The organism is Streptomyces sp. CB02980 (assembly GCF_014451325.2).
Taxonomy (GTDB): domain Bacteria; phylum Actinomycetota; class Actinomycetes; order Streptomycetales; family Streptomycetaceae; genus Streptomyces.
Genome location: NZ_JACSCH020000007.1, coordinates 261,917 through 285,643 on the forward strand (window position 1 = coordinate 261,917; position 23,727 = coordinate 285,643).

Annotated in this window: 24 protein-coding genes, 2 pseudogenes and 1 riboswitch; of the genes and pseudogenes, 12 read left to right on the plus strand and 14 right to left on the minus strand. The window is 72.2% G+C overall.

The window, feature by feature from the left end; translation table 11 throughout:
• Window positions 1-24 precede the first annotated feature (24 nt).
• Window positions 25-1,554, plus strand: a pseudogene (locus E0F75_RS17530) (PLP-dependent aminotransferase family protein); the annotation flags it as partial.
• Between the two features lie 158 nt (window positions 1,555-1,712).
• Here the strand turns inward: E0F75_RS17530 and E0F75_RS17535 are convergent.
• A complete protein-coding gene (locus E0F75_RS17535; RefSeq protein WP_229312712.1) occupies window positions 1,713-2,633 on the minus strand; it encodes a hypothetical protein in 921 nt (306 codons plus the stop codon).
• Window positions 2,634-2,724: 91 nt separating this feature from the next.
• Here E0F75_RS17535 and E0F75_RS17540 point away from each other — a divergent pair, with 91 nt between their 5' ends.
• Complete coding sequence (locus E0F75_RS17540) at window positions 2,725-3,024, plus strand: hypothetical protein (RefSeq protein ID WP_187623442.1); 300 nt, start codon at window positions 2,725-2,727, stop codon at window positions 3,022-3,024.
• 14 nt (window positions 3,025-3,038) lie between these two features.
• Window positions 3,039-4,223, plus strand: coding sequence for a glutathionylspermidine synthase family protein (locus tag E0F75_RS17545; protein WP_187623443.1), 1,185 nt, complete (start codon window positions 3,039-3,041; stop codon window positions 4,221-4,223).
• Between the two features lie 96 nt (window positions 4,224-4,319).
• Here the strand turns inward: E0F75_RS17545 and E0F75_RS17550 are convergent, their stop codons facing one another.
• Window positions 4,320-5,015, minus strand: a complete 696-nt coding sequence (locus E0F75_RS17550) for a polysaccharide deacetylase family protein (RefSeq protein ID WP_187623444.1) — start codon at window positions 5,013-5,015, stop codon at window positions 4,320-4,322.
• Between the two features lie 91 nt (window positions 5,016-5,106).
• On the minus strand, window positions 5,107-6,315 hold the full coding sequence (gene rocD, locus E0F75_RS17555; protein WP_187623445.1) for an ornithine--oxo-acid transaminase: 1,209 nt from the start codon (window positions 6,313-6,315) through the stop codon (window positions 5,107-5,109).
• Between the two features lie 254 nt (window positions 6,316-6,569).
• Window positions 6,570-6,660: riboswitch (ZMP/ZTP riboswitch) on the plus strand.
• 73 nt (window positions 6,661-6,733) lie between these two features.
• On the opposite strand from rocD, the gene glyA reads away from it, so the two are divergent.
• Window positions 6,734-8,011, plus strand: a complete 1,278-nt coding sequence (gene glyA, locus E0F75_RS17560) for a serine hydroxymethyltransferase (RefSeq protein WP_187623446.1) — start codon at window positions 6,734-6,736, stop codon at window positions 8,009-8,011.
• Between the two features lie 22 nt (window positions 8,012-8,033).
• Here glyA and E0F75_RS17565 read toward each other — a convergent pair whose 3' ends face one another.
• Window positions 8,034-8,831, minus strand: a complete 798-nt coding sequence (locus tag E0F75_RS17565; protein ID WP_187623447.1) for a hypothetical protein — start codon at window positions 8,829-8,831, stop codon at window positions 8,034-8,036.
• Window positions 8,824-9,432 carry an RNA polymerase sigma factor gene (locus E0F75_RS17570; RefSeq protein WP_187623448.1) on the minus strand — a complete coding sequence of 203 codons (609 nt, stop codon included), beginning with the start codon at window positions 9,430-9,432 and terminating at the stop codon, window positions 8,824-8,826. Before E0F75_RS17570 ends, E0F75_RS17565 begins: the two co-directional genes overlap by 8 nt.
• A 56-nt stretch (window positions 9,433-9,488) precedes the next feature.
• Here E0F75_RS17570 and trpS point away from each other — a divergent pair, with 56 nt between their 5' ends.
• Together trpS and E0F75_RS17580 are read left to right on the plus strand one after the other, a co-directional pair.
• The gene (gene trpS, locus E0F75_RS17575; protein ID WP_187623449.1) at window positions 9,489-10,502 is read left to right on the plus strand and encodes a tryptophan--tRNA ligase; all 1,014 of its coding nucleotides are present in this window, start codon (window positions 9,489-9,491) and stop codon (window positions 10,500-10,502) included.
• Between the two features lie 91 nt (window positions 10,503-10,593).
• Window positions 10,594-11,184, plus strand: coding sequence for a 2'-5' RNA ligase family protein (locus tag E0F75_RS17580; RefSeq protein ID WP_187623450.1), 591 nt, complete (start codon window positions 10,594-10,596; stop codon window positions 11,182-11,184).
• A gap of 106 nt (window positions 11,185-11,290) precedes the next feature.
• On the opposite strand, the gene E0F75_RS17585 is transcribed toward E0F75_RS17580, so the two are convergent.
• Together E0F75_RS17585 and E0F75_RS17590 are read right to left on the minus strand one after the other, a co-directional pair.
• A complete protein-coding gene (locus E0F75_RS17585; protein ID WP_187623451.1) occupies window positions 11,291-12,046 on the minus strand; it encodes a decaprenylphospho-beta-D-erythro-pentofuranosid-2-ulose 2-reductase in 756 nt (251 codons plus the stop codon).
• 8 nt (window positions 12,047-12,054) lie between these two features.
• Window positions 12,055-12,192, minus strand: coding sequence for a hypothetical protein (locus E0F75_RS17590; protein WP_187623452.1), 138 nt, complete (start codon window positions 12,190-12,192; stop codon window positions 12,055-12,057).
• A 234-nt stretch (window positions 12,193-12,426) separates the two neighbouring features.
• On the opposite strand from E0F75_RS17590, the gene E0F75_RS17595 reads away from it, so the two are divergent.
• Complete coding sequence (locus E0F75_RS17595; RefSeq protein ID WP_187623453.1) at window positions 12,427-13,383, plus strand: YihY/virulence factor BrkB family protein; 957 nt, start codon at window positions 12,427-12,429, stop codon at window positions 13,381-13,383.
• Here the strand turns inward: E0F75_RS17595 and E0F75_RS17600 are convergent.
• Window positions 13,307-14,575, minus strand: a complete 1,269-nt coding sequence (locus E0F75_RS17600) for a D-alanyl-D-alanine carboxypeptidase family protein (protein WP_187623454.1) — start codon at window positions 14,573-14,575, stop codon at window positions 13,307-13,309. The two genes, E0F75_RS17595 and E0F75_RS17600, sit on opposite strands and share 77 nt — an antisense overlap.
• Window positions 14,576-14,980: 405 nt before the next feature.
• Window positions 14,981-15,217 carry an SCO4848 family membrane protein gene (locus tag E0F75_RS17605; RefSeq protein WP_229312713.1) on the minus strand — a complete coding sequence of 79 codons (237 nt, stop codon included), beginning with the start codon at window positions 15,215-15,217 and terminating at the stop codon, window positions 14,981-14,983.
• 100 nt (window positions 15,218-15,317) lie between these two features.
• Between E0F75_RS17605 and E0F75_RS17610 the strand changes: the two are divergent.
• The 3 genes and pseudogenes from E0F75_RS17610 to E0F75_RS17620 all read left to right on the plus strand — a co-directional run.
• Window positions 15,318-15,490 (plus strand): annotated as a pseudogene (locus tag E0F75_RS17610) (SCO4848 family membrane protein); the annotation flags it as partial.
• A gap of 43 nt (window positions 15,491-15,533) precedes the next feature.
• Window positions 15,534-16,811: a metallophosphoesterase gene (locus tag E0F75_RS17615; protein WP_187623455.1), complete on the plus strand. Its 1,278-nt coding sequence runs from the start codon at window positions 15,534-15,536 to the stop codon at window positions 16,809-16,811.
• 192 nt (window positions 16,812-17,003) lie between these two features.
• Entirely contained in the window at window positions 17,004-18,557 is a 1,554-nt protein-coding gene (locus E0F75_RS17620) for an ABC transporter substrate-binding protein (protein WP_187623456.1), read from the plus strand.
• Between the two features lie 22 nt (window positions 18,558-18,579).
• On the opposite strand, the gene E0F75_RS17625 is transcribed toward E0F75_RS17620, so the two are convergent.
• From E0F75_RS17625 to E0F75_RS17635, 3 genes are read right to left on the minus strand one after another with little or no spacing between them, the layout of a single operon-like run.
• Window positions 18,580-19,347, minus strand: coding sequence for a TetR/AcrR family transcriptional regulator (locus tag E0F75_RS17625; RefSeq protein WP_187623457.1), 768 nt, complete (start codon window positions 19,345-19,347; stop codon window positions 18,580-18,582).
• 10 nt (window positions 19,348-19,357) lie between these two features.
• Window positions 19,358-19,792 carry a DCC1-like thiol-disulfide oxidoreductase family protein gene (locus E0F75_RS17630; protein WP_187623458.1) on the minus strand — a complete coding sequence of 145 codons (435 nt, stop codon included), beginning with the start codon at window positions 19,790-19,792 and terminating at the stop codon, window positions 19,358-19,360.
• Window positions 19,793-19,804: 12 nt separating this feature from the next.
• A complete protein-coding gene (locus E0F75_RS17635; protein WP_187623459.1) occupies window positions 19,805-20,239 on the minus strand; it encodes a hypothetical protein in 435 nt (144 codons plus the stop codon).
• A 136-nt stretch (window positions 20,240-20,375) separates the two neighbouring features.
• Here E0F75_RS17635 and E0F75_RS17640 point away from each other — a divergent pair, with 136 nt between their 5' ends.
• A complete protein-coding gene (locus E0F75_RS17640) occupies window positions 20,376-21,143 on the plus strand; it encodes an alpha/beta fold hydrolase (RefSeq protein WP_187623460.1) in 768 nt (255 codons plus the stop codon).
• Between the two features lie 3 nt (window positions 21,144-21,146).
• On the opposite strand, the gene E0F75_RS17645 is transcribed toward E0F75_RS17640, so the two are convergent.
• Complete coding sequence (locus E0F75_RS17645; RefSeq protein ID WP_187623461.1) at window positions 21,147-22,364, minus strand: MFS transporter; 1,218 nt, start codon at window positions 22,362-22,364, stop codon at window positions 21,147-21,149.
• 85 nt (window positions 22,365-22,449) lie between these two features.
• Here E0F75_RS17645 and E0F75_RS17650 point away from each other — a divergent pair, with 85 nt between their 5' ends.
• A complete protein-coding gene (locus tag E0F75_RS17650) occupies window positions 22,450-23,055 on the plus strand; it encodes a MarR family winged helix-turn-helix transcriptional regulator (RefSeq protein WP_229312714.1) in 606 nt (201 codons plus the stop codon).
• Window positions 23,056-23,149: 94 nt separating this feature from the next.
• On the opposite strand, the gene E0F75_RS17655 is transcribed toward E0F75_RS17650, so the two are convergent.
• Window positions 23,150-23,662: a hypothetical protein gene (locus E0F75_RS17655; protein ID WP_030318428.1), complete on the minus strand. Its 513-nt coding sequence runs from the start codon at window positions 23,660-23,662 to the stop codon at window positions 23,150-23,152.
• Window positions 23,663-23,727: the final 65 nt, after the last annotated feature.

A 23,727-nucleotide genomic window follows, 5' to 3' on the forward strand; every position in this document is an offset into this window, starting at 1 on the left:
GGCTCAGGAGTATGGTCCATTCGCATGGCGAACGAGTGGGCCACTTTCGGGGCCGATCTCCATCTGGAACTGCGCGGTCCGCGGCTGCGGGCCGGACTCATGGACGCGCTCCGCGAGGCGGTGCGCAGCGGGCGCCTGGAGGCGGGCACCCGGCTGCCGTCCTCCCGGTCGCTCGCCGCGGACCTCGGCATGGCCCGTAACACCGTCGCCGACGCCTACGCCGAACTCGTCGCCGAGGGCTGGCTCACGGCCCGGCAGGGCTCCGGCACCCGGGTCGCCCGCCGCGCCGAGCCCCGCCGCGCCGAGCCCCGCCGCGCCGAGCCTGGCCGCGCCGAGCCTGGCCGCGCCGAGCCTGGCCGTGCGGAGCTTCGCCGTTCCGAGCCCCGCCGGGCGGAGCCCCGTCGCCCCGAGCCCCGACCGGGGGCCGGGCCCGCCGCCGCCCCTTCCGCGCGCGTCCTGCCCCGGCCGACCACGCCCGCGCACAACCTGAAGGCCGGCACCCCCGACCTGGCGTCCTTCCCGCGCGCCGAGTGGCTCAAGGCGTACCGGCGGGCGCTCACCGCCGCCCCCAACGAGGCCTTCGGGTACGGCGATCCGCGCGGCCGGATCGAACTGCGCACCGTCCTCGCCGAGTACCTGGCCCGCGCGCGGGGCGTGTACGCCCGGCCCGAACGGATCGTCGTCTGCGCGGGCTTCGTGCACGGGCTGATGCTGATCGGGCAGGTGCTGCGGAGCCGGGGCGTCCGCGACGTCGCGATCGAGTCGTACGGGCTCGGCCTCCACGCGGGTCTCCTCACCGGCGCGGGCCTCGGCACACCGGTCCTGCCCTTCGACGAACGCGGCACCCGGGTCGAGGAGTCCGGGCCCCTCGGTTCGGCCGGAGCCGTCCTGATGACGGCCGCCCACCAGTTCCCGCTGGGCGGCGCCCTGCCGCCGGACCGGCGTGCGGAGGTCGTCGACTGGGCGCGGGCCTCCGGCGGCTTCGTCCTGGAGGACGACTACGACGGGGAGTTCCGGTACGACCGGCAGCCGGTGGGCGCCCTCCAGGGCCTCGATCCCGAGCGGGTCGTCTACCTCGGCACCGCGAGCAAGTCCCTCGCCCCGGGGCTGCGGATCGCGTGGATGGTGCTGCCGGAGAGCCTGGTCGGCGAGGTGGTGGCGGCGAAGGGGGTCGTGGACTGGGTGTCCAGCGCGCCGGACCAGCTGGCGTTCGCGGAGTTCCTGGGCTCGGGCGCGTACGACCGGCACGTGCGGGCGATGCGGCTGCGCTACCGGCGGCGCCGCGACCAGCTGGTGGCGGCGGTGGCCGCGCACTCGCCGGAGACGAGGGTCAGCGGGATCGCCGCCGGTCTCCACGCCGTCCTGGCCCTGCCGCCCGGCACGGAGCAGGACGTGCTGCGGGCCGCCGCCTGGAACGGCCTCGCGGTCCAGGGCGTGAACCAGTTCCGCCGCCCGACGGTGCCGGCGACCCTGGACGGCCTCGTCGTCGGCTACGCGACACCCCCGGACAGCGCCTGGCAGAGCGCCCTCCAGGCCCTGTGCCGGGTGCTGCCCCAGGCGGCGGGGGGCGCTTGGACAGGTGCCGAGGAGCCGCCCTGGCCAGGGTCGGGGCCCGCGCCGGAGCCAGGTGCCGAGGAGGCGTCTCGGCCACGGCCGGGGCCCGCGCCCGCGTCAGGGCCCGGGCCGGGGCCGGGGCCGGGGCCGGAAGGTGCCTAGGAGGCGTCTTGGCCACGGCCACGGCCGGGGCCGGTCCCCGGGCCGGGCCCCGAGGTCCCGCCCACCCCCGATCCGGCCGCCCCCGCCTCCACCGTCCGCCCGCTCGCGTCCACCTCCGGCGGTTCGCCGAAGCGGGCCAGGGTCAGGGAGCCCGCCACCGCGATCGCGAAGCCGGTGACCGCGAGCCAGCCCAGGCCCTCCCGGGTGGTGTCGCCGAGCCAGGCCACCCCGATGATCGCGGGGCCGACCGTCTCGCCGAGCACCGCGCCCGCCGTCGCCGTCGTCACCGAGCCGCGCTGGAGCGCCGAGGTCAGCAGTACGAACGCGGCCCCGCCGCCCACCAGGAGCGCGTACCAGACCGGATCGGCGAAATCGATGCCGTCGATCAGCCGGACCGCCACCTCCACCACCCCGAAGCCGAAGCCCGCCCCCAGACCGAGGACGAGGGCGCGCGGCTTCGCCGGCAGCCGCCCGCCCACGACACCGAGCAGCAGCACCCCGAAGGCGCTCGCGAGCAGCGCCCAGGGCAGCCACTCCGGGCCGTCCCTGTGGCCCTCCTTGCCGGAGGCGAGGGCCAGCAGCGCGAGCCCCGCGCAGACCACGCCCACCGCCGTCCACTCCACCCGGCTGAGCCGCACCCGCAGCACCCGGGAGGCGATGACCGCCGTGACCGCCAGGCTCGCGGCGAGGGCCGCGCCGACCACGTAGATGGGCAGGGTCCGCAGGGCCACGATCTGCAGGACGAACCCGAGGCCGTCCAGGCTGAGGCCGGCGATGTACCGCCACTGCCGCAGCGCCCGCCACATCAGCGCGATGTCGACTCCACCCCCGGTCCCCGGTGTCGTGGCGCGGGCCGCCATCGCCTGGAGAACGGAGGCCGCGCCGAAGCAGACGGACGAGGCGAGCGCACAAATCATCCCGAGTAGCACGAAATGACTCTAGGCGCTGCGGCTGGAATTGACCGGCCTACACTGTGCGGTCGCGACTGCGAAGGGGAGGGCCAGGGACATGCGGAGGCTGAGGTCGAGCACGGTGGTGCTCGGCGGGATGGGTGTGCTCGCGGCGGCGATCACCGCGTGCGGCTCCGAGCCGGACAAGCGGTGTGTCGACCCGCTGACCCGGGAGTCGCTGCCCAGCTACGAGTGCGACAGCGGCGGCGGCAGCGACGACGACAACGGCGGCAGCACCAACCGGGGCTCGTACTACTACGGCGGCTCCATACGTGACAACCGCGTGAGCGGCGGCAGCTTCGACCAGAAGGCCGTCGACACCGGCGGCTTCGGCTGCTCCGGTTCCGGCGGCGGCTGAGAGAGGTCCGGCACATGCGACGGCACACCATCGAGCCCCGGCCGGGCTGGCAGGAGACGGTGGAGGAGCAGGGGCTCGTCTACCCGCTGACCCGCTACCCGGACGGTTCGCTGCGTCCGTACTGGGACGAGAGCGCGTACTACTCCTTCAGCCTGCCCGAGGTCGAGGCCCTTGAGGAGGTCGTCGAAGAGCTGCACGCGATGTGCCTCGCGGCAGCGGCGCACATCGTCGAGCGCGACCGGTTCGCCGAGCTGGGGATCACCGATCCCAAGCTCGCCTCCCTGGTCGCCGAGTCCTGGCGGCGGCGCGCCGAACTCCCGTCCCTCTACGGTCGGTTCGACCTGCGCTACGACGGCACCGGCCCGGCCAAGATGCTGGAGTACAACGCCGACACCCCCACGTCCCTCGTGGAGGCCGCGAGCCCGCAGTGGTTCTGGATGGAGGAACGGTTCCCCGGCGCCGACCAGTGGAACTCCCTCCACGAACGGCTCGTCGACGCGTGGCGGAAGCAGGCCCCCCTGCTGCCTCCCGGCCCCCTCCACTTCGTGCACTCGGACGGCGACGAGCTCGGCGAGGACCTGATGACGGTCGCGTATCTGCGCGAGACCGCCCAGCAGGCCGGGCTCGAGACCGAGGCGCTCTCCGTCGAACGGATCGGCTGGGACCGGCTTTCGCGCCGCTTCGTGGACGACCGGCTCCGGTTCATCCGCAGCTGCTTCAAGCTCTACCCGTGGGAGTGGCTGACCACCGACCGCTTCGGCCGGCACGTCCTGGACACCCTGGACAACGGCGGCGGCACCGGCACCACCTGCTGGATCGAGCCCGCCTGGAAGATGCTGCTCTCCAACAAGGCGCTCCTGGCGATCCTGTGGGAGCTGTACCCGGGCCACCCCAATCTGCTGCCCGCCTACCTCGACGGACCGCGTGAACTCGCCACGACCGCCGGCTGGGTCGCCAAGCCGCTGCTCGGCCGCGAGGGCGCGGGCGTCACCCTGCACGAGGCCGGCACGGAGCCGTTCGTACGGGACGGGGAGCCCTGCTGCTACCAGGAGCTGGCCCCGTTGCCCGACTTCGACGGCAACCGGGTGGTGCTCGGCGCGTGGGTCGTCGAGGACGAGGCGGCGGGACTCGGCATCCGGGAGTCGGCGAGCCTCGTCACCGACGAGTACGCCCGCTTCCTCCCGCACGTGATCCTGTAGGGCCTGTTTCCCCGGCTGGTCCCGCTACTCCGGCTGGTCCCGCTACTCCGGCCGGTCCTGCTACTCCGGCCGTTCCCGCTACTCCGGCCGGTCCCGCTACTCGGGGACGTACTCCCTGAGCGGCGCCGGCCTCAGGCCCGCGGCCTCGGCCGCCGCCAGGGCCCGCGTCAGATCCTGCTCCAGGGTCTCGTTGAAGTGCAGCAGGATGATGTCGCCGGCCTTGAGGGTCGGCGTCGGCGGGGTCCACTGGCCCCAGGTGGTCAGGTCGTACGTCCATGTCACCAGCGCCTTCGCCCCGCAGGCGCGGGCCGTGGTCCGGGTGGTCGCGTCGTACACGCCGTACGGCGGGCGGAGCAGCCGCGGGCCGTCGCCGAACTGTGCGAGGTGCTGGTCGCGCGCCCCGCAGACCTCCGCCTTCTGGCCGGCGGCGTCGAGGGTGGTCAGGTCCGGGTGGTTGACCGTGTGGTTCTCGACGCGGGAGGGGCCCTGGTTCAACAGGGTGTGGAAGTAGCCGGAGTCGTACGAGTAGGCGCCGGGCAGCAGGAAGAGCGAGGCGGGCACGCGGCGGTCGAGCAGCAGTTTCGCCGCGGCGGGGTCGTGGAACCAGCCGTCGTCGATGGTGATGAAGACGACCGGGTCGGTGGTCTCGATGTGCGAGACCACCGGGACGGGCTCGGGCCAGGCCGCCCTCGGGGCGGCGTGCGCGGGTCCGGTGACCGCGCCGAGGAGCGCGAGGGGGACGACGGCGGCGAGCGCGGCACGCACGGCGTGACGCAGACGGAGTCTCGGCATGGCGGCATCATTGGCCTAGACCAACTGTCGTGTCAATGGTCCGAGTTGCCCCGTCCGGGCCCGCGGTCGCCGTCCCCTCAAACGGATTCGGTCACTCCTCCGACAGCACGCCCCTCAGCTGCTCCAGACCCCAGTCCAGGTCCTCCTTCGAGATGACCAGCGGCGGCGCGATCCGGATCGTCGAGCCGTGGGTGTCCTTCACCAGGACGCCCCGCTCCATCAGCTTCTCCGAGATCTCCCGGCCCGTGCCGTGCGACGGCGCGATGTCCACCCCGGCCCACAGCCCGCGACCGCGCACCGCCTCCACCGCCCCGCCGCCCACGAGCAGCCCCAGTTCCGCGTGCAGGTGCTCGCCCAGCTCCGCCGCCCGCTCCTGGTACTCGCCCGTCCGCAGCATCGCGATCACTTCCAGGGCCACCGCGCAGGCCAGCGGGTTCCCGCCGAACGTCGACCCGTGCTCACCCGGCCGGAACACCCCGAGCACCTCCCGGTCGGCGACCACCGCCGACACCGGCACCACCCCGCCGCCCAGCGCCTTCCCCAGGATGTACACGTCCGGCACCACGCCCTCGTGCTCGCACGCGAACGTCCGGCCCGTCCGGCCCAGACCCGACTGGATCTCGTCCGCCATGAACAGCACGTTCCGCCGGCGGGTCAGCTCCCGCACCCCTGCCAGATAGCCCGCCGGCGGGACCAGGACCCCCGCCTCGCCCTGGATCGGTTCGAGCAGCACCGCCACCGTGTTCTCGGTGACCGCCGCCTCCATCGCCGTCAGGTCCCCGTACGGCACGATCTCGAACCCCGGCGTGTACGGACCGAAGTGGTCCCGCGCCTCGTGATCCGTGGAGAAGCTGACGATCGTCGTCGTCCTGCCGTGGAAGTTGTTCGCCGCCACCACGATCTTCGCGTGCCCGTCCGGCACGCCCTTCACCTCGTACCCCCACTTCCGGGCGGTCTTCACCGCCGTCTCGACCGCCTCCGCGCCGGTGTTCATCGGCAGCACCGCCTCCTTCCCGCACAGCTCGGCGAGCCGGGTGCAGAACTCGGCGAACCGGTCGTGGTGGAAGGCGCGCGACGTCAGCGTCACCCGCTCCAGCTGGGCCTTCGCCGCGTCGATGAGACGCCGGTTGCCGTGCCCGAAGTTGAGCGCCGAGTAGCCGGCGAGCATGTCGAGATAGCGGCGCCCCTCGACATCGGTCATCCAGGCGCCGTCCGCCGAGGCGACGACGACCGGCAGGGGGTGGTAGTTGTGAGCGCTGTGCGCCTCTGCCGAAGCGATCGCGTCTTGTGTGCTCGACACGGGATCTCCGTTCGTCCTGCGGCTCGGGGGGTGACCCCCGACGAGGGGATGTGGCCCCTGTTTCTATCGTCGCTCGGATGCCGGACCGGGAAACCTCGCGCGCGGCGCGCCCTTCGCGGGTGCTCCTCCGCCTTGCAGCGCGTCCCCTCGGCCCCAAGGGGCCCGGAGGGACCCCATGCGCCGGACCCCGCTTCCTGATCCGGAGACCCCGCTCCCTGATCCGGCCTGACCGACGAGGCACCCGCTACTCTGAAAACACGCACGGCGACTGGCGCACGGGGAAGCGACCCCGGGGGAGCCGTGCGCGGCAGACCACACGAGACGCCGCCCGCCTGGGCGTCACGGGACCGAAGTCCCGCGTGGCGCCGCGCCTCTCACGCAGTGCCCCGGGACCCACCGACGCCCGGAGGACACCACCATGACCACGCCGCAGCACCAGTACACCCACCCCGCGCTCGCCGCCGCCGACCCCGAGCTCGCAGCCCTCGTCGGCGCCGAGGAACTCCTCCAGGCCGAGACCCTGCGCCTCATCCCCAGCGAGAACTACGTCTCCGCCGCCGTCCTCGAAGCCTCCGGCACCGTCCTCCAGAACAAGTACAGCGAGGGCTACCCCGGCCGCCGCTACTACGAGGGCCAGCAGAACATCGACCAGGTCGAGACCCTCGCCGTCGAGCGCGCCAAGGCCGTCTTCGGCGTCGACCACGCCAACGTCCAGCCCTACTCCGGCTCCCCGGCCAACCTCGCCGTCTACCTCGCCTTCGCCGAGCCCGGCGACACCGTCATGGGCATGGCCCTGCCCATGGGCGGCCACCTCACCCACGGCTGGGGCGTCTCCGCCACCGGCAAGTGGTTCCGCGGCGTCCAGTACGGCGTCCGCCAGGACACGGGCCTCATCGACTTCGACGAGGTCCGCGAGCTCGCCCTCAAGGAGCGCCCCAAGGTGATCTTCTGCGGTGGCACCGCGCTGCCCCGCACGATCGACTTCGCCGCCTTCGGCGAGATCGCCCGCGAGGCCGGTGCCGTGCTCGTCGCCGACGTCGCCCACATCGCCGGCCTGATCGCGGGCGGCGCCCACCCGTCCCCGGTCCCGCACGCGGACGTCATCTCCACGACCACCCACAAGACCCTGCGCGGCCCGCGCGGCGCCATGCTGATGTCCCGCGAGGAGCACGCCAAGGCCCTCGACAAGGCCGTCTTCCCCGGCCTCCAGGGCGGTCCGCACAACCAGACCACCGCCGCCATCGCCGTCGCCCTCCGCGAGGCGTCCCTGCCCTCCTTCCGTGACTACGCCCACGCCGTCGTCGCCAATGCCAAGGCCCTCGCCGAAGCGCTCCTCGCCCGCGGCTTCGACCTCGTCTCCGGCGGCACCGACAACCACCTGATCCTGATGGACCTCACCCCCAAGCAGGTCCCGGGCAAGATCGCCGCGAAGGCCCTCGACCGGGCGGGCATCGTCGTCAACTACAACACCGTCCCCTACGACCCCAGGAAGCCGTTCGACCCCTCGGGCATCCGCATCGGCACCCCCTCCCTCACCTCCCGAGGCCTCACCACGGAGCACATGGACCAGGTGGCCGACTGGATCGACCGCGGTGTCGCGGCCGCCGGCGCGGGCGACGAGCAGGCCCTCGCCGCCGTCCGCGCGGAGGTCGCCGACCTGCTGACCGCCTTCCCGGCCCCCGGCCTCCCGGTCTGACCCGTGCGGCGGGCCCCGCCCGTCAGCCGCCGACGGACTCCGCCGTCCGCCGGGCCTGCTCACGGTCCGGTATGCCCTCCAGGCGGAAGGTGAGCGCGCCCCCGTTCCTCGTCCAGAGGAGCGTGGGGCCCGCCGTGCGGACCTCATGGGTCCAGGCCGTGCCCGTCCCGTCCGTCATCGGGAACGTCAGCAGATGCGGGGCCGCGAACCAGTAGCCCTGCGCGCCGTCCGGGAGATCGACCCACTCCGGCTGCGTCCGCACCTGCTTGGCGAAGCCGATGTCCAGCCGGGCCGGGAACTCGTCCAGCCGGACCGTCCGCTCCCCGTCGCGCCAGCACAGACTGATCACCGCCCGGCCCCGCTCGGCCGAGCCCGTCACCGTCATCGCGTCCGGCGCGCCGAGCGCCCTCGGTATCAGCGGCTCGAAGCCCGCGAGCCGCCCGGCCTCCGCCGGCGGCACCGGCTCCGGGCACCCCGGCACCGGGCCCCCGGCCGGGACGTGCCGCCCGTCCGGGTCGTACCGCACGGCGACCCCGCCGAAGCCGAACCACTCCGCCACCGTCGCCCGCACCGGCGGAGTGAGCACCAGGACGATCAGCACCCCGGTCAGGCCCGCCACCAGCGCCCGCCACCGCGCCCGCGCCCAGCCCCGTACCGACGCCCACCCGTCCCGTCGACGGCGGACCGGCACCGGGGTCGGCACCTGCTCGGCGAGGAGCCGGGCGAGCACCCGCTCGGCCATCGACTCCCCGTCCACGTCCGGCACCCGCAGCCGCCGTCCCAGCTCTCTCAGCTCGTCCGGCAGACCCTCGTCAGCCACGCCCCTCACCTCCCTCCGGTCCTTCCGTCAGGCTCTCGCCGAGCACAAGGCCCAGCTTCTTCAGCGCCCGGCTCAGCCGGGACTTCACCGTCCCCCTCGGCCAGCCGAGCGCCTGGGCCGTCTCCGTCTCGTCCAGCTCGAGGAGGTAGCGGTGGATCACCACCTGCCGGTGGTCCTCGCTCAGTCCGTCGAGCGCGTCGAGGAGCCGTCTGCTCCGCTCCTGCTCCACCGCCGCGACCGCCGGGTCGGCCGACTCCGGTATCCGCGGCTCACCCCCGAGCAGGTCCGCCTCCCGGTCGGCGACGGCCCGCTGCCGACCCGCCGACCGCACTGTGTTCCTGGTCTCATTGACGACGATCCGCAGCAGCCACGGCCGGAACGCCGAGCCCTCCTTGAAGCGCCCGAGCGAGCGGTACGCCTTGAAGAAGGCCTGCTGCACCACGTCCTCGGCCTCCGCGCCCGCGCCGCACGCCACCGCGGCTCTCAGCGCGACCGCCGTGTGCGCGCGGACCAACGCCGCGTACGCCTCCGGCTCCCCGGCGCGTACCCGTGCGATCACCGCGGCCTCGTCGTCGACCAGGCCCCCCTCCCGCGTCCTCACACTCTTGATACACCGGCAGTCCGGGATCGGTTCCCACACCTGAGAGAATGATGTGCATGGCCTCTGACAGTCCCCGCGTGCTCTCCGGAATCCAGCCCACGGCAGGCTCGTTCCACCTCGGCAACTACCTCGGCGCCGTCCGCCAGTGGGTCGCCCTCCAGGAGACCCACGACGCCTTCTACATGGTCGTCGACCTGCACGCGATCACCGTCCCGCAGGACCCCGCCGAGCTGCGCGCCAACACCCGGCTCGCCGCGGCCCAGCTGCTCGCCGCCGGTCTCGACCCCGAGCGCTGCACCCTGTTCGTCCAGAGCCATGTCCCCGAGCACGCCCAGCTCGGCTGGGTCATGAACTGCCTCACCGGTTTCGGCGAGGCCTCCCGCATGACCCAGTTCAAGGACAAGTCCGCCAAGCAGGGCGCCGACCGCGCCACCGTCGGCCTCTTCACGTACCCGATCCTCCAGGTCGCGGACATCCTGCTCTACCAGGCCGACCAGGTCCCGGTCGGCGAGGACCAGCGTCAGCACATCGAGCTGACCCGCGACCTCGCGGAGCGCTTCAACGGCCGCTTCGGCGAGACGTTCACGATCCCCGCGCCGTACATCCTCAAGGAGACCGGGAAGATCTACGACCTCCAGGACCCGGCGATCAAGATGAGCAAGTCGGCGTCGACGCCGAAGGGGCTCATCAACCTCCTGGACGACCCGAAGGTCAGCGCGAAGAAGGTCAAGAGCGCGGTCACGGACACCGAGACGGTGATCCGTTTCGATCCGGAGAACAAGGCCGGCGTCTCCAACCTGCTCACCATCATGTCCACGCTCACCTCCACCTCCGTCGAGGACCTGGAGAAGAGCTACGAGGGCAAGATGTACGGCGCGCTGAAGACGGATCTCGCCGAGGTCATGGTGGACTTCGTCACGCCGTTCCGGACCCGCACCCAGGAATACCTGGACGACCCGGAGACGCTGGACTCGGTCCTGGCCAAGGGAGCCGAGAAGGCCCGCGCGGTCGCCGCCGAGACGCTGGCGCAGACGTACGAGCGCATCGGCTTCCTGCCTGCCAAGCACTGAGACCAAGGACCCTGGCCCAAAGGGTGGTGCAGGCCGCACACTGGCGGCTGCACCACTCGACACAAGTCGACCGACGACGGAGGAGAACGACGTGGGGACCGTAACGCTCGGCGTTTCGATCGCGGTCCCGGAGCCCTACGGCAGCCTGCTCCAGGAGCGGCGCGCCGGCTTCGGGGACCCTGCCGCGTACGGCATCCCCACGCACGTCACCCTGGTCCCGCCGACGGAGGTCGCCGAGGAGCGGCTGCCGGAGATCGAGGCGCACCTCGCGGGTGTCGCCGCCGACCACCAGCCGTTCCCCGTGCGCCTCAAGGGCACCGGGACCTTCCGCCCGCTCTCCCCGGTCGTCTTCGTGAAGCTGAAGGACGGCGTGCCCCTCTGCAACCGGCTCCAGCACCGGATCCGGGACGAGGCGGGCCCCCTCGCGCGCGAGCTCCAGTTCCCGTACCACCCGCACGTCACCGTGGCGCACGGCATCTCCGAGGAGGGGATGGACCGGGCGTTCGAGGAGCTCGCCGGGTACGAGGCGGCCTGGACCTGCCGCTCGTTCGCGCTGTACGAGCAGGGCCCGGACGGGGTCTGGCGGAAGCTCTACGACTACGAGTTCGGCAGCGGCCGCCCCATCTCGGCGGTCCCCGCGCAGGGCGGCAGCCCGGTGGACACGCCGACGCCCACGGCTTAGAGCCGGCACGTCGGCACGCGGTCACGTCAGGACGCGGTCACGCCGGCACGTCAGGACGCGGTCACGCCGGCACGTCAGGACGCCGTCACGCCGTCACGCCGGTACGTCACACCGGAAGCCGCCGGAACAGCGGCCTCGGCACGTGCCGTACCGCCGCCATCACCACCCGCAGCGCCCCCGGCACCCACACCGTCTCCGAGCGCCGCCGCAGCCCCAGCTCGATCGCGCCCGCGACCGCCTCCGGCGTGGTCGCGAGCGGCGCCTCCGCGAGCCCGGCCGTCATCTTCGAGCGGACGAACCCGGGCCGTACGACCATGACGTGCACCCCGGTGCCGTGCAGGGCGTCCCCGAGGCCCTGGGTGAAGGCGTCGAGCCCCGCCTTCGACGAGCCGTAGATGAAGTCGGCGCGGCGGGCCCGCTCGCCCGCCACCGACGAGAGCACCACCAGCGAGCCGTGCCCCTGAGCCTGGAGCGCGGCCGCGCACACCAGGCCGGCCGAGACCGCTCCCGTGTAGTTGGTCTGCGCGACGCGAACGGCGGCGACCGGGTCGGACTCGTCGCGCGCCTGGTCGCCGAGGATCCCGAAGGCGAGCAGCACCATGTCGATGTCGCCCTCGGTGAAGACCTTCCCCAGCCGCTCCTCGTGCGACTCGGTGTCGAGCGCGTCGAAGGGGACGGTGTGCACCTCCGCGCCCAGCGCCCGCAGCGAGTCCGCCGCGGCGGTGAGCGCGGGGGAGGGGCGCCCGGCGAGCCAGACGGTACGGGTGCGGCGGACGATCAGCCGGCGGGCGGTGGCGAGCCCGATCTCGGAGGTGCCGCCGAGGACGAGCAGGGACTGCGGGGCACCGAAGGCGTCCTTCATGGGGGCTCCTAGAGGTCGAGGCGGCGGGAGAGGTCCGAGGCGAGGAAGGCGCCGAGTCCGGGCAGGCCGATGGGCAGGTCGAGGGCGAGCGTCCAGCCGGTGATCGCTTCGCGGTCGTCGTCCAGGACGAGGGTCTCGACAGCCACGAGGATGACCGTATAGCCGCGCCTGTCGCTTATGTCGGCATTGCAGAGCGGTTCGTCGAAATGGGTGATTAAAGGAGTGTCGGGAAAGAATCCCCGAAGCCTCCGAAGGACGGCGATGTACGGGATGCCGCTCGCGCGGTGCGGGATGTCGCTCGCGGGTACACGGGCCCCGGCGGGGGATTCTCGTACTGCGCTCTCCGCGCACCCGAACGGATCGAGGGGCAGACGTACGACATGGACTGGCTGACCAAGCTCCCCGTCATCGGCCCCTGGGTCGCCCGGCTCATGCGGACCCATGCCTGGCGCTCGTACGAGACCCTCGACGCGGCCCACTGGACCCGGCTCGCCGCCGCGATCACCTTCGTGTCCTTCCTCGCCCTCTTCCCGCTGATCACGGTCGCCGCGGCGGTCGGGGCCGCGCTGCTCAGCAAGGACCAGCTCGACAAGATCGAGGACAAGATCAGCGACCAGGTGCCCGGCATCTCCGACCAGCTCAACATCAGCGGGCTTGTCGCCAACGCCGGCACCGTCGGGCTCGTCGCCGGCGCGATCCTGCTGGTCACCGGCATCAGCTGGGTCGGGTCCATGCGGGACTGCCTGCGCGCCGTGTGGGGGCTCGACGACATCGAGGGCAACCCGATCCTGCTCAAGGGCAAGGACGGGCTCATCCTCATCGGCCTCGGCGGCGTGGCCCTCGCCTCGCTCGCCGCGTCCTGGCTCGGCTCCACCGCCGTCGGCTGGAGTGCCGACCGGGTCGGGATCTCCAGCGAGGGGGCGGGCGGCTACTTCCTGCAGGCGGCCGCCGTCCTGGTCGCCGTCGTCGCCGACTTCCTGATCCTGCTGTACGTCCTGACGCTGCTGCCCGGTGTGCACCCGCCGCGCCGCCGGCTCGTCGTGGCGGCGCTGATGGGCGCGGTCGGCTTCGAGCTCCTGAAGCTGCTGCTCGGCGGCTACATGAGGGGCGTCGCGGCGAAGTCGATGTACGGGGCGTTCGGCGTGCCGGTCGCCCTGCTGCTCTGGATCAACTTCACCGCGAAGCTGCTGCTGTACTGCGCCGCGTGGACGGCCACCGACTCCCGACGGGAGTCCGTGGCCGACGACCGGTCCGAGTCCGCTACGGGTTCACGTCCGGGTTCCGGCGGGAACGGCGACGACGTCCCGCCGCCCCGGCCAGCGGCCAGCGGCGGTTGACCAGGAAGACGGCACCGGCGAGGAGCACGAGGACCCCGCCGGCCACGCCGAGCGCGGTCCCGATGCCCCCGGACCGCCCCTCGGCGGCCGCCTGGACGGTGTCGTCCGGGGCGTTCTTGCCGGGCGCCGGGACCGAACCGTCGTCCGGGGCGGTCGTCCCGGTACGGGCGGACCGCGGCGGCACCAGCTCGCCGACCGGGGTCACCTTCCCCGACGCGGCGAAGCCCCAGTCGAGCAGCCGGGCGGTCTCGCGGTAGACCGCGTGCTGCTCCTTCGACGAGGGGTTCATCACGGTGACGAGCAGCACCTTGCCGTTGCGCTCCGCGACGCCCGTGAAGGTGGCACCCGCGTGCGTGGTGTTGCCGTTCTTGACGCCGGCGATGCCCTGGTACGGGGCGACGCCGAGGTCACCGGTGAGCAGCCGGTTGGTGTTCTGGATCTCGAAGGTCTCGCGCTTCTTGCCCGGCTTCTGCTCGCCGGGAAAGGCGGCGCGGGGCGTGGCGGCGTACTCGCGGAAGGCCGGCTTCTGCATGCCGCTGCGGGCGATGAGCGTCAGGTCGTACGCGGAGGAGACCTGGCCCGGGGCGTCGTAACCGTCCGGGGAGACCACGTGCGTGTCGAGCGCCTGGAGCTCGGCCGCGTGGTCGTTCATCTCCTTCACGGTCTGGCGCAGGCCGCTGTTCATGCTGGTCAGGACGTGCACGGCGTCGTTGCCCGAACGGAGGAAGACCCCGAGCCACAGGTCGTGGACGGTGTAGGTCTGCTTCTCCTTGACGCCGACGAGGCTGGAGCCCGCTCCTATCCCGGCCAGGTCGGCGTTGGTGACGAGGTGCTTGAGCTTGGCGTCGGGGAACTTCGGCAGCAGGGTGTCCGCGAAGAGCATCTTGAGCGTGGAGGCCGGGGCGAGCGGCCAGTGCGCGTTGTGCGCGGCGAGGATCTGGCCGCTCTCGGCGTCCGCGACGATCCAGGAGCGTCCGGACAGCTCCTTCGGCAGCACCGGGGCGCCGGGCCCCAGCTTCACCTGGGTACCGGGGTTGCCGAGCAGCGGGCCGCCGAGCGAGGACATCGCGTTCGGGGGCTTGGGCTGCTTGTCCTTCTCGTCCTTGGTGTCCGCATGCGCGGGCACGGCGACGACGAGCGGCAGGAACACGGCAGCAGTGACCGCCCAAGCGGTCTTCTTCGAAGCAGACACGGTCGTGAACGTACAGGTACGGAACAAGGATCCGAACCCCGGCTGGCGCTGCGGCCGGGCTCGTCCACCCGTCCGCGGAGCCGGTGGGACGGACGGTGATCGTGGGGGCGTGAAGTTCAGCCGTCGGGTCTCCTTGATCCTGCTCGCGTTCGGGGCGTGGAGCTGGTTCATCTGGATCACTCTCTGTATCTGGCTGACCGGTAGCGCTTCAACGACGGAAAAGAGGCAGGTGAGTGGTCCTGACCCCGGCGCGGCACAGGCGGCGAGGCGGGGGTGGGAGCTCGTTCACGCCTTCAAAGACGTCGGAAGGTCCGATTGGGATCCACATGCGATCCGCCCGGTGTCCGAGAGGATCGGCAACCTGGCAGCGCACGCGCACGCTGCCCTCATGCCACGGGCGGAGTCCTACTTCTTGCCCGCTCGGACGCCCCGGAAGCCGATCGCGCCGACGACCGTCCCCAGGATGAACGACGTGACAGCGAGGGCGAGGTGGACCCAGAAGTACGCAGTCGGGTCGCCGGCGTCGTCGAAGGCGAGACCGCTCCCGTCCTTCCAGAGGTTCTTTGCGAAGGTCACCCAGATCACCCAGGACCAGACGCCGAACGCGAGCAGGAACCAGGAGACGCGGCGGCTGAGCTTCATGGGGTGTCCTTCGGAGTGGGGTGGCCGTGCCCTGCCAGTATCGAACGGGCCTGCGGCGCTCTTGCGGCAGGGTCTCTGTACGCTGGTGGCCGGCTGCGCATGGATCACTTTCGTCAAGAACCTGTGGAACGACGGGAGCGGCCTCGCGCGGGACGGCGCCGGCGACCCGACGGCCCACTTCCGGGGTCATCTGCTGCCTGCCGTCACGCCCTTCGTCCTGGGGACGTGATCGGAGTGCTCGGGTTGCGTGGGGTGCGCGCCGCGCGCCGCGACATCGGTGAGAACCGCGCGAGCGGTAGAAGAGGGGTTCCGGGGCGTGGTCGTCTTCCTGCTGGTTCTGGTCGTCGTGCTCGCGCTGCTCGGCGCCGTGCACTGGTACGTGTGGCGGCGCCTCGTACGTGACGTCACGACGCGGGGGAGCCTGCCGCGCCGTCTGGGCACGGCCGCCGTCGTGGTGCTGCCGCTGCTGTCGTTCGCGGCCCTCGCCTCGTCCCGCGCCGGAGCCCCGTTCGTGCTCCAGCAGGTGGTCGCCTGGCCCGGCTTCCTGTGGCTCGCGCTGCTGCTGTACGTGACCCTCGCCCTGGCCGTCGGCGAGGCGGTCAGGCCCCTTCTCTTCCGTCGGCTCGACCGCCGTGCGCGGGCCGAGGCGCCCGCGGCGGCGCCGGCGGCGGCGCCCGTACCGGTGCCGGTTCCGGAACACGCTTCGGCCGCCCCCGAGGAGCCGGCCGAAGCGCCCCCGCAGCCCGCCCCCGCGACCCCCGCCGAGGTCTCCCGGCGGCTCTTCGTCTCCCGGGTCGTCGGCGGCGCCGCGGCCACCGCCGCCGTCGGGACCGTCGGCTACGGCACGTACGGCGTGCTGCGCGGCCCCCGGATCAAGCGGGTCACCGTCCCGCTCGCCAAGATCCCGCGCGCGGCCCACGGCTACCGGATCGCCGTCGTCTCCGACATCCACCTCGGGCCGATCCTCGGCCGCGCCCACACCCAGCGCATCGTGGACACGATCAACTCCGCCCAGCCCGATCTGATCGCGGTCGTCGGCGACCTCGTCGACGGCACCGTCGAGAACCTCGGCTCCGCCGCCGAGCCCCTCGCGCGGCTCCGCGCCCGGCACGGCTCCTTCTTCGTCACCGGCAACCACGAGTACTTCTCGGGCGCCGACGCGTGGGTCGACCACGTCCGCGAGCTCGGACTGCGCCCGCTGCGCAACGAGCGCGTGGAGGTGGCGGCCGGTTTCGACCTCGCCGGCGTCGACGACGTCGCGGGGGAGAGCGAGGGACAGGGCCCCGACTTCGGACGGGCGCTCGGCGACCGCGACCGGGCCCGCGCCGCGGTGCTCCTCGCGCACCAGCCGATCGTCGTCCACGACGCCGTACGCCACGGCGTGGACCTCCAGCTCTCCGGCCACACCCACGGCGGCCAGCTCTGGCCCGGCAACTACCTCGCCGAACTGGCCAATCCGACCGTCGCCGGACTCGAACGGTACGGAGACACCCAGCTGTACGTCTCGCGCGGCGCGGGCGCCTGGGGACCGCCGGTCCGGGTCGGGGCGCCCTCGGACATCACCATCGTCGAACTCGCTTCGAAACAGGCGTAATCGGGACGGGGTCACTCCCCGCACCGAGCCCGATACGTGCTGCTCATCGACTTAAATTCGCATTTCCCGGACATATACCTGTGGTGTGAAAGTTTTCTCTTCCACTTGTGAAATACGTGTGATGGGATGACGCCATCGCGACGTTTCCGGGGGCCGTCGCAGCTGGGGTGGACGAATAAAGGAAGCACGGCAATGCGGTCGACGGTCCGTCTGCGGATCCTCATCACTTGTGGAGTACTGGTGGCCGCCGGAGTGGGGGGCTGGCAACTCCTGCCCTCCGACGGCGGCCGGACCGATCCGATCAGCGTCGGCACAACCGACGAGGTCACTTCACTGGACCCGGCCGGCGCGTACGACGCCGGTTCCTGGGCCATGTACAGCAACGTCTTCCAGTCGTTGCTGACGTTCAAGCCGGGGTTCACGACCCCCGTTCCCGACGCGGCGGAGAGCTGCAAGTTCGAGGGCTCGAAGCTCACGACCTACCAGTGCACGCTCCGCGACGACCTCACGTTCGCCCATGGACGCAAGATCACGGCCGAGGACGTCAAGTACTCGTTCGAGCGGATGCTGCGCATCAAGACGGACGTCGGTCCGCAGCCCCTCTTCCCGACCCTGAAGAGCGTCTCGGCCCAGGGCCGGCAGGTCATCTTCCATCTGAGCAGCCGGGACGCCACGTTCCCGCTGAAGGTGGCCACGGGCGCGGGTTCGATCGTCGACAAGGACCACTACCCGGCGAACGCGCTGCGGGCGGACTCGGCGGTCGACGGCTCGGGGCCGTACGTCCTCAAGGAGTACAAGCCGGGCGAGTCCGCGCTCCTGGAGCCGAACCCGAAGTACCGCGGCGCCATCACCAAGGGCGGCGGTCCGGTGCTCGTGAAGTACTACGGCCAGTCCGCGGAACTCGCCAAGGCCTGGAAGGCGAAGGAGATCGAGGTGACGCACCGGCAGCTGCCGCCGGAGTTCATCTCGGCCCTGGAGCCCGAGGACGGGACCCGGGTCACCGAGGCCGAGAGCGCCGAGATCCGCAACCTCAACTTCAACGTGCGGCCCGGCTCGCCCATGGCCGACAAGGCCGTGCGGCAGGCCGTCGCCGCGGTCCTCGACCGCCCGGCGATCACCACCGGCGCCTACAAGGGCACGGTCGAGCCGCTGTACTCGCTCATCCCGCAGGGCTTCGTCGGGCACAGCACCGCGTTCTATGACATCGACCCGGAGCCGAACGCCAAGAGGGCGAAGAAGCTCCTCAAGGACGCCGGCATCAAGACCCCGGTGAAGTTCACCTTCGGCTACCGCGCGGACGCCACCTACGGCGCCGAGACCGCCGAGATCAAGCGGCAGCTGGAGGAGACCGGCCTCTTCGAGGTCGAGACCGTCGAGGTCAAGTGGACGGAGTTCCAGAAGCAGTACGCGAAGGGCACCTTCGACGCGTACACGGTCGGCTGGCTGCCCGACTTCCCCGACTCCGACAGCTTCACCGCGCCGCTCGTCGGCACCGAGAACACCCTGCACAACGGGTTCTCCAGCAAGCGGATCGACGAGCTGATCTCCTCGACGCAGCAGTTCAGCGACCGCTCCCGGGCGACCTCCGACTTCAAGCAGATCCAGAGCGAGGTCGCGACCGCCGTGCCGCTCGTCCCGCTGTGGCAGAAGAAGGACTACGTCCTCGCCACCGAGGCGGTCGCCGGCTCCCAGTACCTGACGGACGGTACGGGCATCTGGCGCCTGTGGGAGCTCAGCTGGATCTAGGACTCGCGGTGGGGGCCGGGGTCTACGACTCCGGCGTCCCGTCCGGCTCCGGCGGCTTCGGGCCTGCCTTCTTCTTGGGCTTGCCCGAGGCCGCCATTCCCGCTGCGGTGGGCATGAAGTCGGAGAGCAGCTCGTGCGTCTCCTTGACAAGCGGGCGCAGGATCCGGAAGCGGGAGAGCGAGATCGCGCGGGCGGTGACCGGCGCGAGCCGCTCGACCAGCCGGCGGCTGTTGGCCGCACCCTCGGAGCGGTCGTACACCCAGAAGAGGACCAGACCCATCTGCTGGAGCCACAGCAACTGCGGGAGGGCTTCCCTGAGTTCCGGGTCGACCTTCACCGAGGCGCCGGAGATGACCCGCCGGTGGACCTCGATCGCGGCCTCGCGCGGGCCCTCCGACTCGGGCGAGAAGGGGCTGAGCGGGCTGTCCGGGTCGGCGGCGTTCTTGAAGAACTGCGACGCGAACTCGTGGTACGGCTCCGCGATGTCGAGCCAGCCGAGGTAGACCCCCCGGATCCGGGCCGTGAGGTCCTTCTCGCCACCGGTCAGGATGGGCTCGACGGCGGCCTGGTGCTCCTCGGCGATCCGGTCGTAGAAGCCCTGGACGAGGTGTTCCTTGGACGAGAAGTAGTAGTACGCGTTCCCCACGGAGACCCCGGCCTCCTGGGCGATGGCCCGCATCGTCGTCTTGTCGTAACCGCGCTCCTTGAACAGCCGGAGCGCGGTTTCGAGGATGAGCGTGCGGGTCTGCTCGCTCTTCGGGGCCTTCTTGTCTTCCTTCACGTCCGTCACACGGACGAGCCTAGTCGGGCGGGCCGGGCGCTTCGCAGCGCCCGTCCTCGCAGCGGCCGGCCTCGGACGGCCCGGCCTCGTGGTCCGGACCCTTGAGGGCCTCGCGCCACTTCGCCGCCGCCAGGACGGTCATCCGGGCGAAGGGCTGCCCGGCCGGGGTGGCCAGCCAGTGGGCCTTGGCCCGGTGGTCGGCGAGTGCCCAGAGGCAGACGATCCAGGCGGAGGTCTCCCGGTAGACCTGGCCCCGGTCCCCGACCACGGTGATCTCCCGCAGGGTCGCGGTGTGGTCGAGTTCCGGGAAGCGGCGCCGGGCCTCCTGCGACCCGGCCGGTACGAGGTCGAGCGGGACGAGCTGCCGCTGGCGCAGCAGCCAGTGCCTGAGGTGCACACAGAGCGGGCAGTCCGCGTCGTACAGCACGGTCAGACGTCCCACGGGGGTCGGCACGGCGCGCCCCTCTCAGCCCTGGGGCGCCGGCGGGGCCCAGGGGCCGCCCTTGGGGGTCGGGGTCCAGCCCTGCGGGCCGACCGGCGGGACCTGCTCGCGCTCCATGACCCCGCGGCGCCGGATCTTGTTGAGGACGTAGACGTTCCCGAGGTGCATGACGCCGAGGACGAGCAGGACGACCCCGAGCTTCACGGAGAGCGCCTCGAAGAGCGCGCGGGCGTCGAGGACGGCGGCGTCCTGGCTCAGATAGAGGGCGACGAAGCCGAAGTTGACGAGGTAGAAGCCGACCACCAGGAGGTGGTTGACGGCGTCGGCGAGCTTCTCGTTCCCGTGCAGGACGTCCGCGAGGAAGATCCTTCCGTTGCGGCTGAGCGTGCGTGCGACCCAGATGGTCAGAGCCACGCTGATCAGCAGATAGACGATGTACGCGACGACAGTGAGGTCCATGCCCCACCCTCCCTTGAACGCGTTCAAAAGCTGTTGGTCATGACTGTAGACCTCTCTTTGAACGTGTTCAAGTCGCTGGTGGAGTGGGATGGAAACCCGCTGGCCGCCGCCGGTCCCGCCGCCTAGGGTCGGCCGGATGACGCTCTCTCATGACCTGGCGGGCCAGGGCCCCACGACCGTTCTCCTGCTGCACTCCGGGGTCTGTGACCGCCGGATGTGGGACGGGCAGTTCCACGCCCTCGCGGAGGCCGGGCACCGGGTCGTCCGCTGTGACCTCCGCGGCTTCGGCGACACCCCCGTCGACGCCGCGCACACCCACGCCGACGACGTGCGCGAGCTCCTCGACCACCTCGGCGTCGAGCGGGCGGCCGTCGTCGGCTCCTCCTTCGGCGGCAAGGTCGCCCTGGAACTCGCCGTCCGCCACCCCGGACACGTCTCCGCCCTCGCCCTGCTCGCCTCCGGCATCCCCGGCTTCGCGCCCGGCGACGAACTGCGCGCCTGGGACGACCGTGAGGACGAACTGCTCGAAGCGGGCGACCTCGACGGGGCCGTCGAGCTCAACGTCGACACCTGGCTCGGCCCCGAGGCCGGCCCCGAGGCCCGCGCGCTCGTCCGGGAGATGCAGCGGCACGCCTTCGAGGTCCAGCTCGCCGTCCCCGAGGAGTTCCACCCCGTCACCCCCGAGGTCACCGCCGACGACCTCGCCGGGATCGAGGTCCCCGCCCTCGTCGCCGTGGGCGCCCACGACCTCCCCGACTTCCGGGCGGTCGCCGACGACCTCACCCGCCTCCTGCCCGGCGCCCGCCGCGTCGACCTCGACTGGGCCGGGCACCTCCCCGCCCTGGAACGCCCGGCCGAGACGGCCCGGCTGCTCACCGCCTTCCTGGCGGAGACGGGGCGGTAGGCCTCAGCGGAAGCGCCGTACCCCCGGCACGAGTGCCGTCGCGGCGCAGCAGCCGCCCACGGCGACGGCCGCGACGAGCAGCGGCACCTCCGGGCCCCAGGCCGAGGCCGCGAGCGGCGCCAGCGCGTAGCCCAGGGGCATCGCGGCCAGCGAGAGCAGCCAGTCGTACGAGGTGACCCGGGCCAGTGCGTGGGCGGGCACCGCCCGTTGGACGGCGGTCTCCCAGACGGGGGAGAGGAATCCGAGGCCGGCCTGCGCGATCCCGTAGGCCGCGATCGTCAGCGGCGCGGGCGCGGCGACGGCGAGCAGGACCAGCGGCAGCGCGTACGTGGCGAGGCCGAGGTTCGCCGTGAGGACCGGGCGCCGGGGCGTGACCCGGTCGGCGAGCAGCGCTCCCAGGAGGAAGCCGACGGCGCCGACCTGGAGCAGCACGACCCAGGTGGCGCCGCCGCCGAGCCGCTGCACGGCGATGGCGGGTCCGATGGTCATCAGGACGGCCGCGGCGCCGTTCCAGGCGCTGTGGCCGATCAGGCTGGTCCAGTACCAGTCGCGGGACCGTACCTCCTGCCAGCCCTCCGCCAGATCGGCGCGGATGGAGCGGCGCGGGATCGGCACCCGCTTCACCTTCACGGCCGTCAGGATGAGCGCGCTGACGGCGAAGGTCGCCGCGTCGAGGACGAACGCCCAGCCGGGCCCCACGGTCAGGACGAGGGTGCCGGCGAGCGCGGGGCCGCCGAGCCGGGAGGCGCTCCGGGCGACGCTCATCGCGGCGTTGGCCCGGTGCAGCGACTCGGCCGCCACCGTGCCCTTCACCAGTGGTGAGATGGTCGGCATGGCGAAGGCCCCGGCCGCGCCGCCGAGCGCCTCGGAGACCGCGAGGACGGCCAGGCTGGGCGCACCGCCGAGGAGTTGGACCCCGACGACCAGCTGGGTGACGCAGCGCACGAGATCCGTGGTGAGCGCGACCGTGCGGGCGTCGAACCGGTCGCCGACCACGCCGCCGAGCGGCAGCAGGAGCAGCTTGGGCACCATCGCGCAGCCGAGGACCAGGGCGAGCGCCGAGGTGGATCCGGTGGCCTCCAGGACGGCGAGGGCGAGGGCGGCGGGGATGGCGGCGTCGCCCAGGAGGGAGAGGGCGCGGCCGGTGAAGAGCAGCCGGAAGGAACGGGTGCGCAGGGGGTGCGGGGCGGGCGGTGGTGCCGTGGTGGTGACAGCAGTCATGACCCGAAGAGTATTTCGGTGCCGAATAATTCGTCAACGAAATACTTCTCGGGTGGTTCCCCGCCCGCCGACGTACGATCACCCCATGGCGCAACCCGAGGAACCGCGTACTCCGAGCGAGCCGAGTGCCGCACGCGGAGCGAGTGACGTCGCGCGCGAGCCGAGTGCTGCACGCGGAGCGAGTACCGCGCGCGACTGGACCGACGAGCACGTCGCCCGCTGGCAGCCCGTCCTGCCCGACCTCGACCCCGTCGTCGAAGGCGCCGTCACCCGGATGAAGAAGCTCTCCGTCCATCTGCGCCGGGTCAGGGAGCAGTCGCTCGTCGACTTCGACCTGGAGCGCCACGAGTTCGACACCCTGCACAAGATCGCCGGCCGGGGCGGCAGCGCCGCTCCCTCCGAACTAGCCCAGGACCTCGACCTGGCCCCCGCCTCCGTCTCCGGCCGCCTCGACGCCCTGGAGAAGCGCGGCTTCGTCCGCCGCACCCAGTCCACCACCGACCGCCGCCGGGTCGTCGTCGAACTCACCGCCGCCGGCCACGAGACCTGGCTCGGCGCGATGGACGTCCTCGGCCACGAGGAGTACCGCCTGCTCGGCGTCCTCTCCCCGGAGGAGCGCGTCCTCCTCAACGGCATGCTGCGGCGCGTCATGGTCGAGGCGGAGTCCACGGAGCCGACCCGCCACTGGTAGGCCCCACCGGTCCCGGTCCCGGTCCCGGAGCCGGAGCCGGTCCCGGACACGACGAAGGGGCGCCCTCGGGCGCCCCCTCGCCGATGACGGCCACTCACATGCTGAGCGACCGCGCGTAGTTGAGCTGGCCCATCACCCAGTGGATGGTGTCCGGGCCGCGCGCCGGGATCATCGTCGCGTGGTGCTTGCCGCCGCTGGTCACCGTGACCTGGATGAAGCCGGTGGTCGTCTTCTCCTTCATCAGGAGGAACAGCAGGCCCAGCAGGCAGAAGATGAAGAAGATGACCGCGAGCACGATCGCTACCGTCGGCATCTTCTCCTCGGTCCGCGACATGTCCATCGCGTTCCACACGGAGCCCTTGAGCGGCATCGCGCCGGCCGGCGTGATGATCTGGTCGCCCACCACGGTGATGTCACCGAGGCTCAGCAGTGGCGTGCCGCCGCCCTGCGGCACGCCGGGCACCTGCTGCGGCGGCACCGGCACCCCGCCCGGCAGGGTCGGCTGGTACGCCGGAGGGTGCGGGTAGCCGTAGGCGGGCTGGCCCGGCTGCTGCTGCCCGGGGCCCCACTCGTACTCCTCCGACCGGTAAGGGTTCGGCTCGCTCATCAGTCCCCGTCCTTCACGAAGAAAAAGCCCGCTCCTGCACGCCGCAGCGTACAGAAGCGGGCCGA

Bases quoted from the DNA above. Each gene is read 5' to 3' on its own strand.
- E0F75_RS17535 (WP_229312712.1), bottom strand. From the start codon at position 2,633: ATGATTTGTGCGCTCGCCTCGTCCGTCTGCTTCGGCGCGGCCTCCGTT.
- E0F75_RS17540 (WP_187623442.1), top strand. From the start codon at position 2,725: ATGCGGAGGCTGAGGTCGAGCACGGTGGTGCTCGGCGGGATGGGTGTG.
- E0F75_RS17545 (WP_187623443.1), top strand. From the start codon at position 3,039: ATGCGACGGCACACCATCGAGCCCCGGCCGGGCTGGCAGGAGACGGTG.
- E0F75_RS17550 (WP_187623444.1), bottom strand. From the start codon at position 5,015: ATGCCGAGACTCCGTCTGCGTCACGCCGTGCGTGCCGCGCTCGCCGCC.
- glyA (WP_187623446.1), top strand. From the start codon at position 6,734: ATGACCACGCCGCAGCACCAGTACACCCACCCCGCGCTCGCCGCCGCC.
- trpS (WP_187623449.1), top strand. From the start codon at position 9,489: ATGGCCTCTGACAGTCCCCGCGTGCTCTCCGGAATCCAGCCCACGGCA.
- E0F75_RS17585 (WP_187623451.1), bottom strand. From the start codon at position 12,046: ATGAAGGACGCCTTCGGTGCCCCGCAGTCCCTGCTCGTCCTCGGCGGC.
- E0F75_RS17595 (WP_187623453.1), top strand. From the start codon at position 12,427: ATGGACTGGCTGACCAAGCTCCCCGTCATCGGCCCCTGGGTCGCCCGG.
- E0F75_RS17605 (WP_229312713.1), bottom strand. From the start codon at position 15,217: ATGAAGCTCAGCCGCCGCGTCTCCTGGTTCCTGCTCGCGTTCGGCGTC.
- E0F75_RS17620 (WP_187623456.1), top strand. From the start codon at position 17,004: ATGCGGTCGACGGTCCGTCTGCGGATCCTCATCACTTGTGGAGTACTG.
- E0F75_RS17635 (WP_187623459.1), bottom strand. From the start codon at position 20,239: ATGGACCTCACTGTCGTCGCGTACATCGTCTATCTGCTGATCAGCGTG.
- E0F75_RS17640 (WP_187623460.1), top strand. From the start codon at position 20,376: ATGACGCTCTCTCATGACCTGGCGGGCCAGGGCCCCACGACCGTTCTC.
- E0F75_RS17645 (WP_187623461.1), bottom strand. From the start codon at position 22,364: ATGACTGCTGTCACCACCACGGCACCACCGCCCGCCCCGCACCCCCTG.
- E0F75_RS17650 (WP_229312714.1), top strand. From the start codon at position 22,450: ATGGCGCAACCCGAGGAACCGCGTACTCCGAGCGAGCCGAGTGCCGCA.
- E0F75_RS17655 (WP_030318428.1), bottom strand. From the start codon at position 23,662: ATGAGCGAGCCGAACCCTTACCGGTCGGAGGAGTACGAGTGGGGCCCC.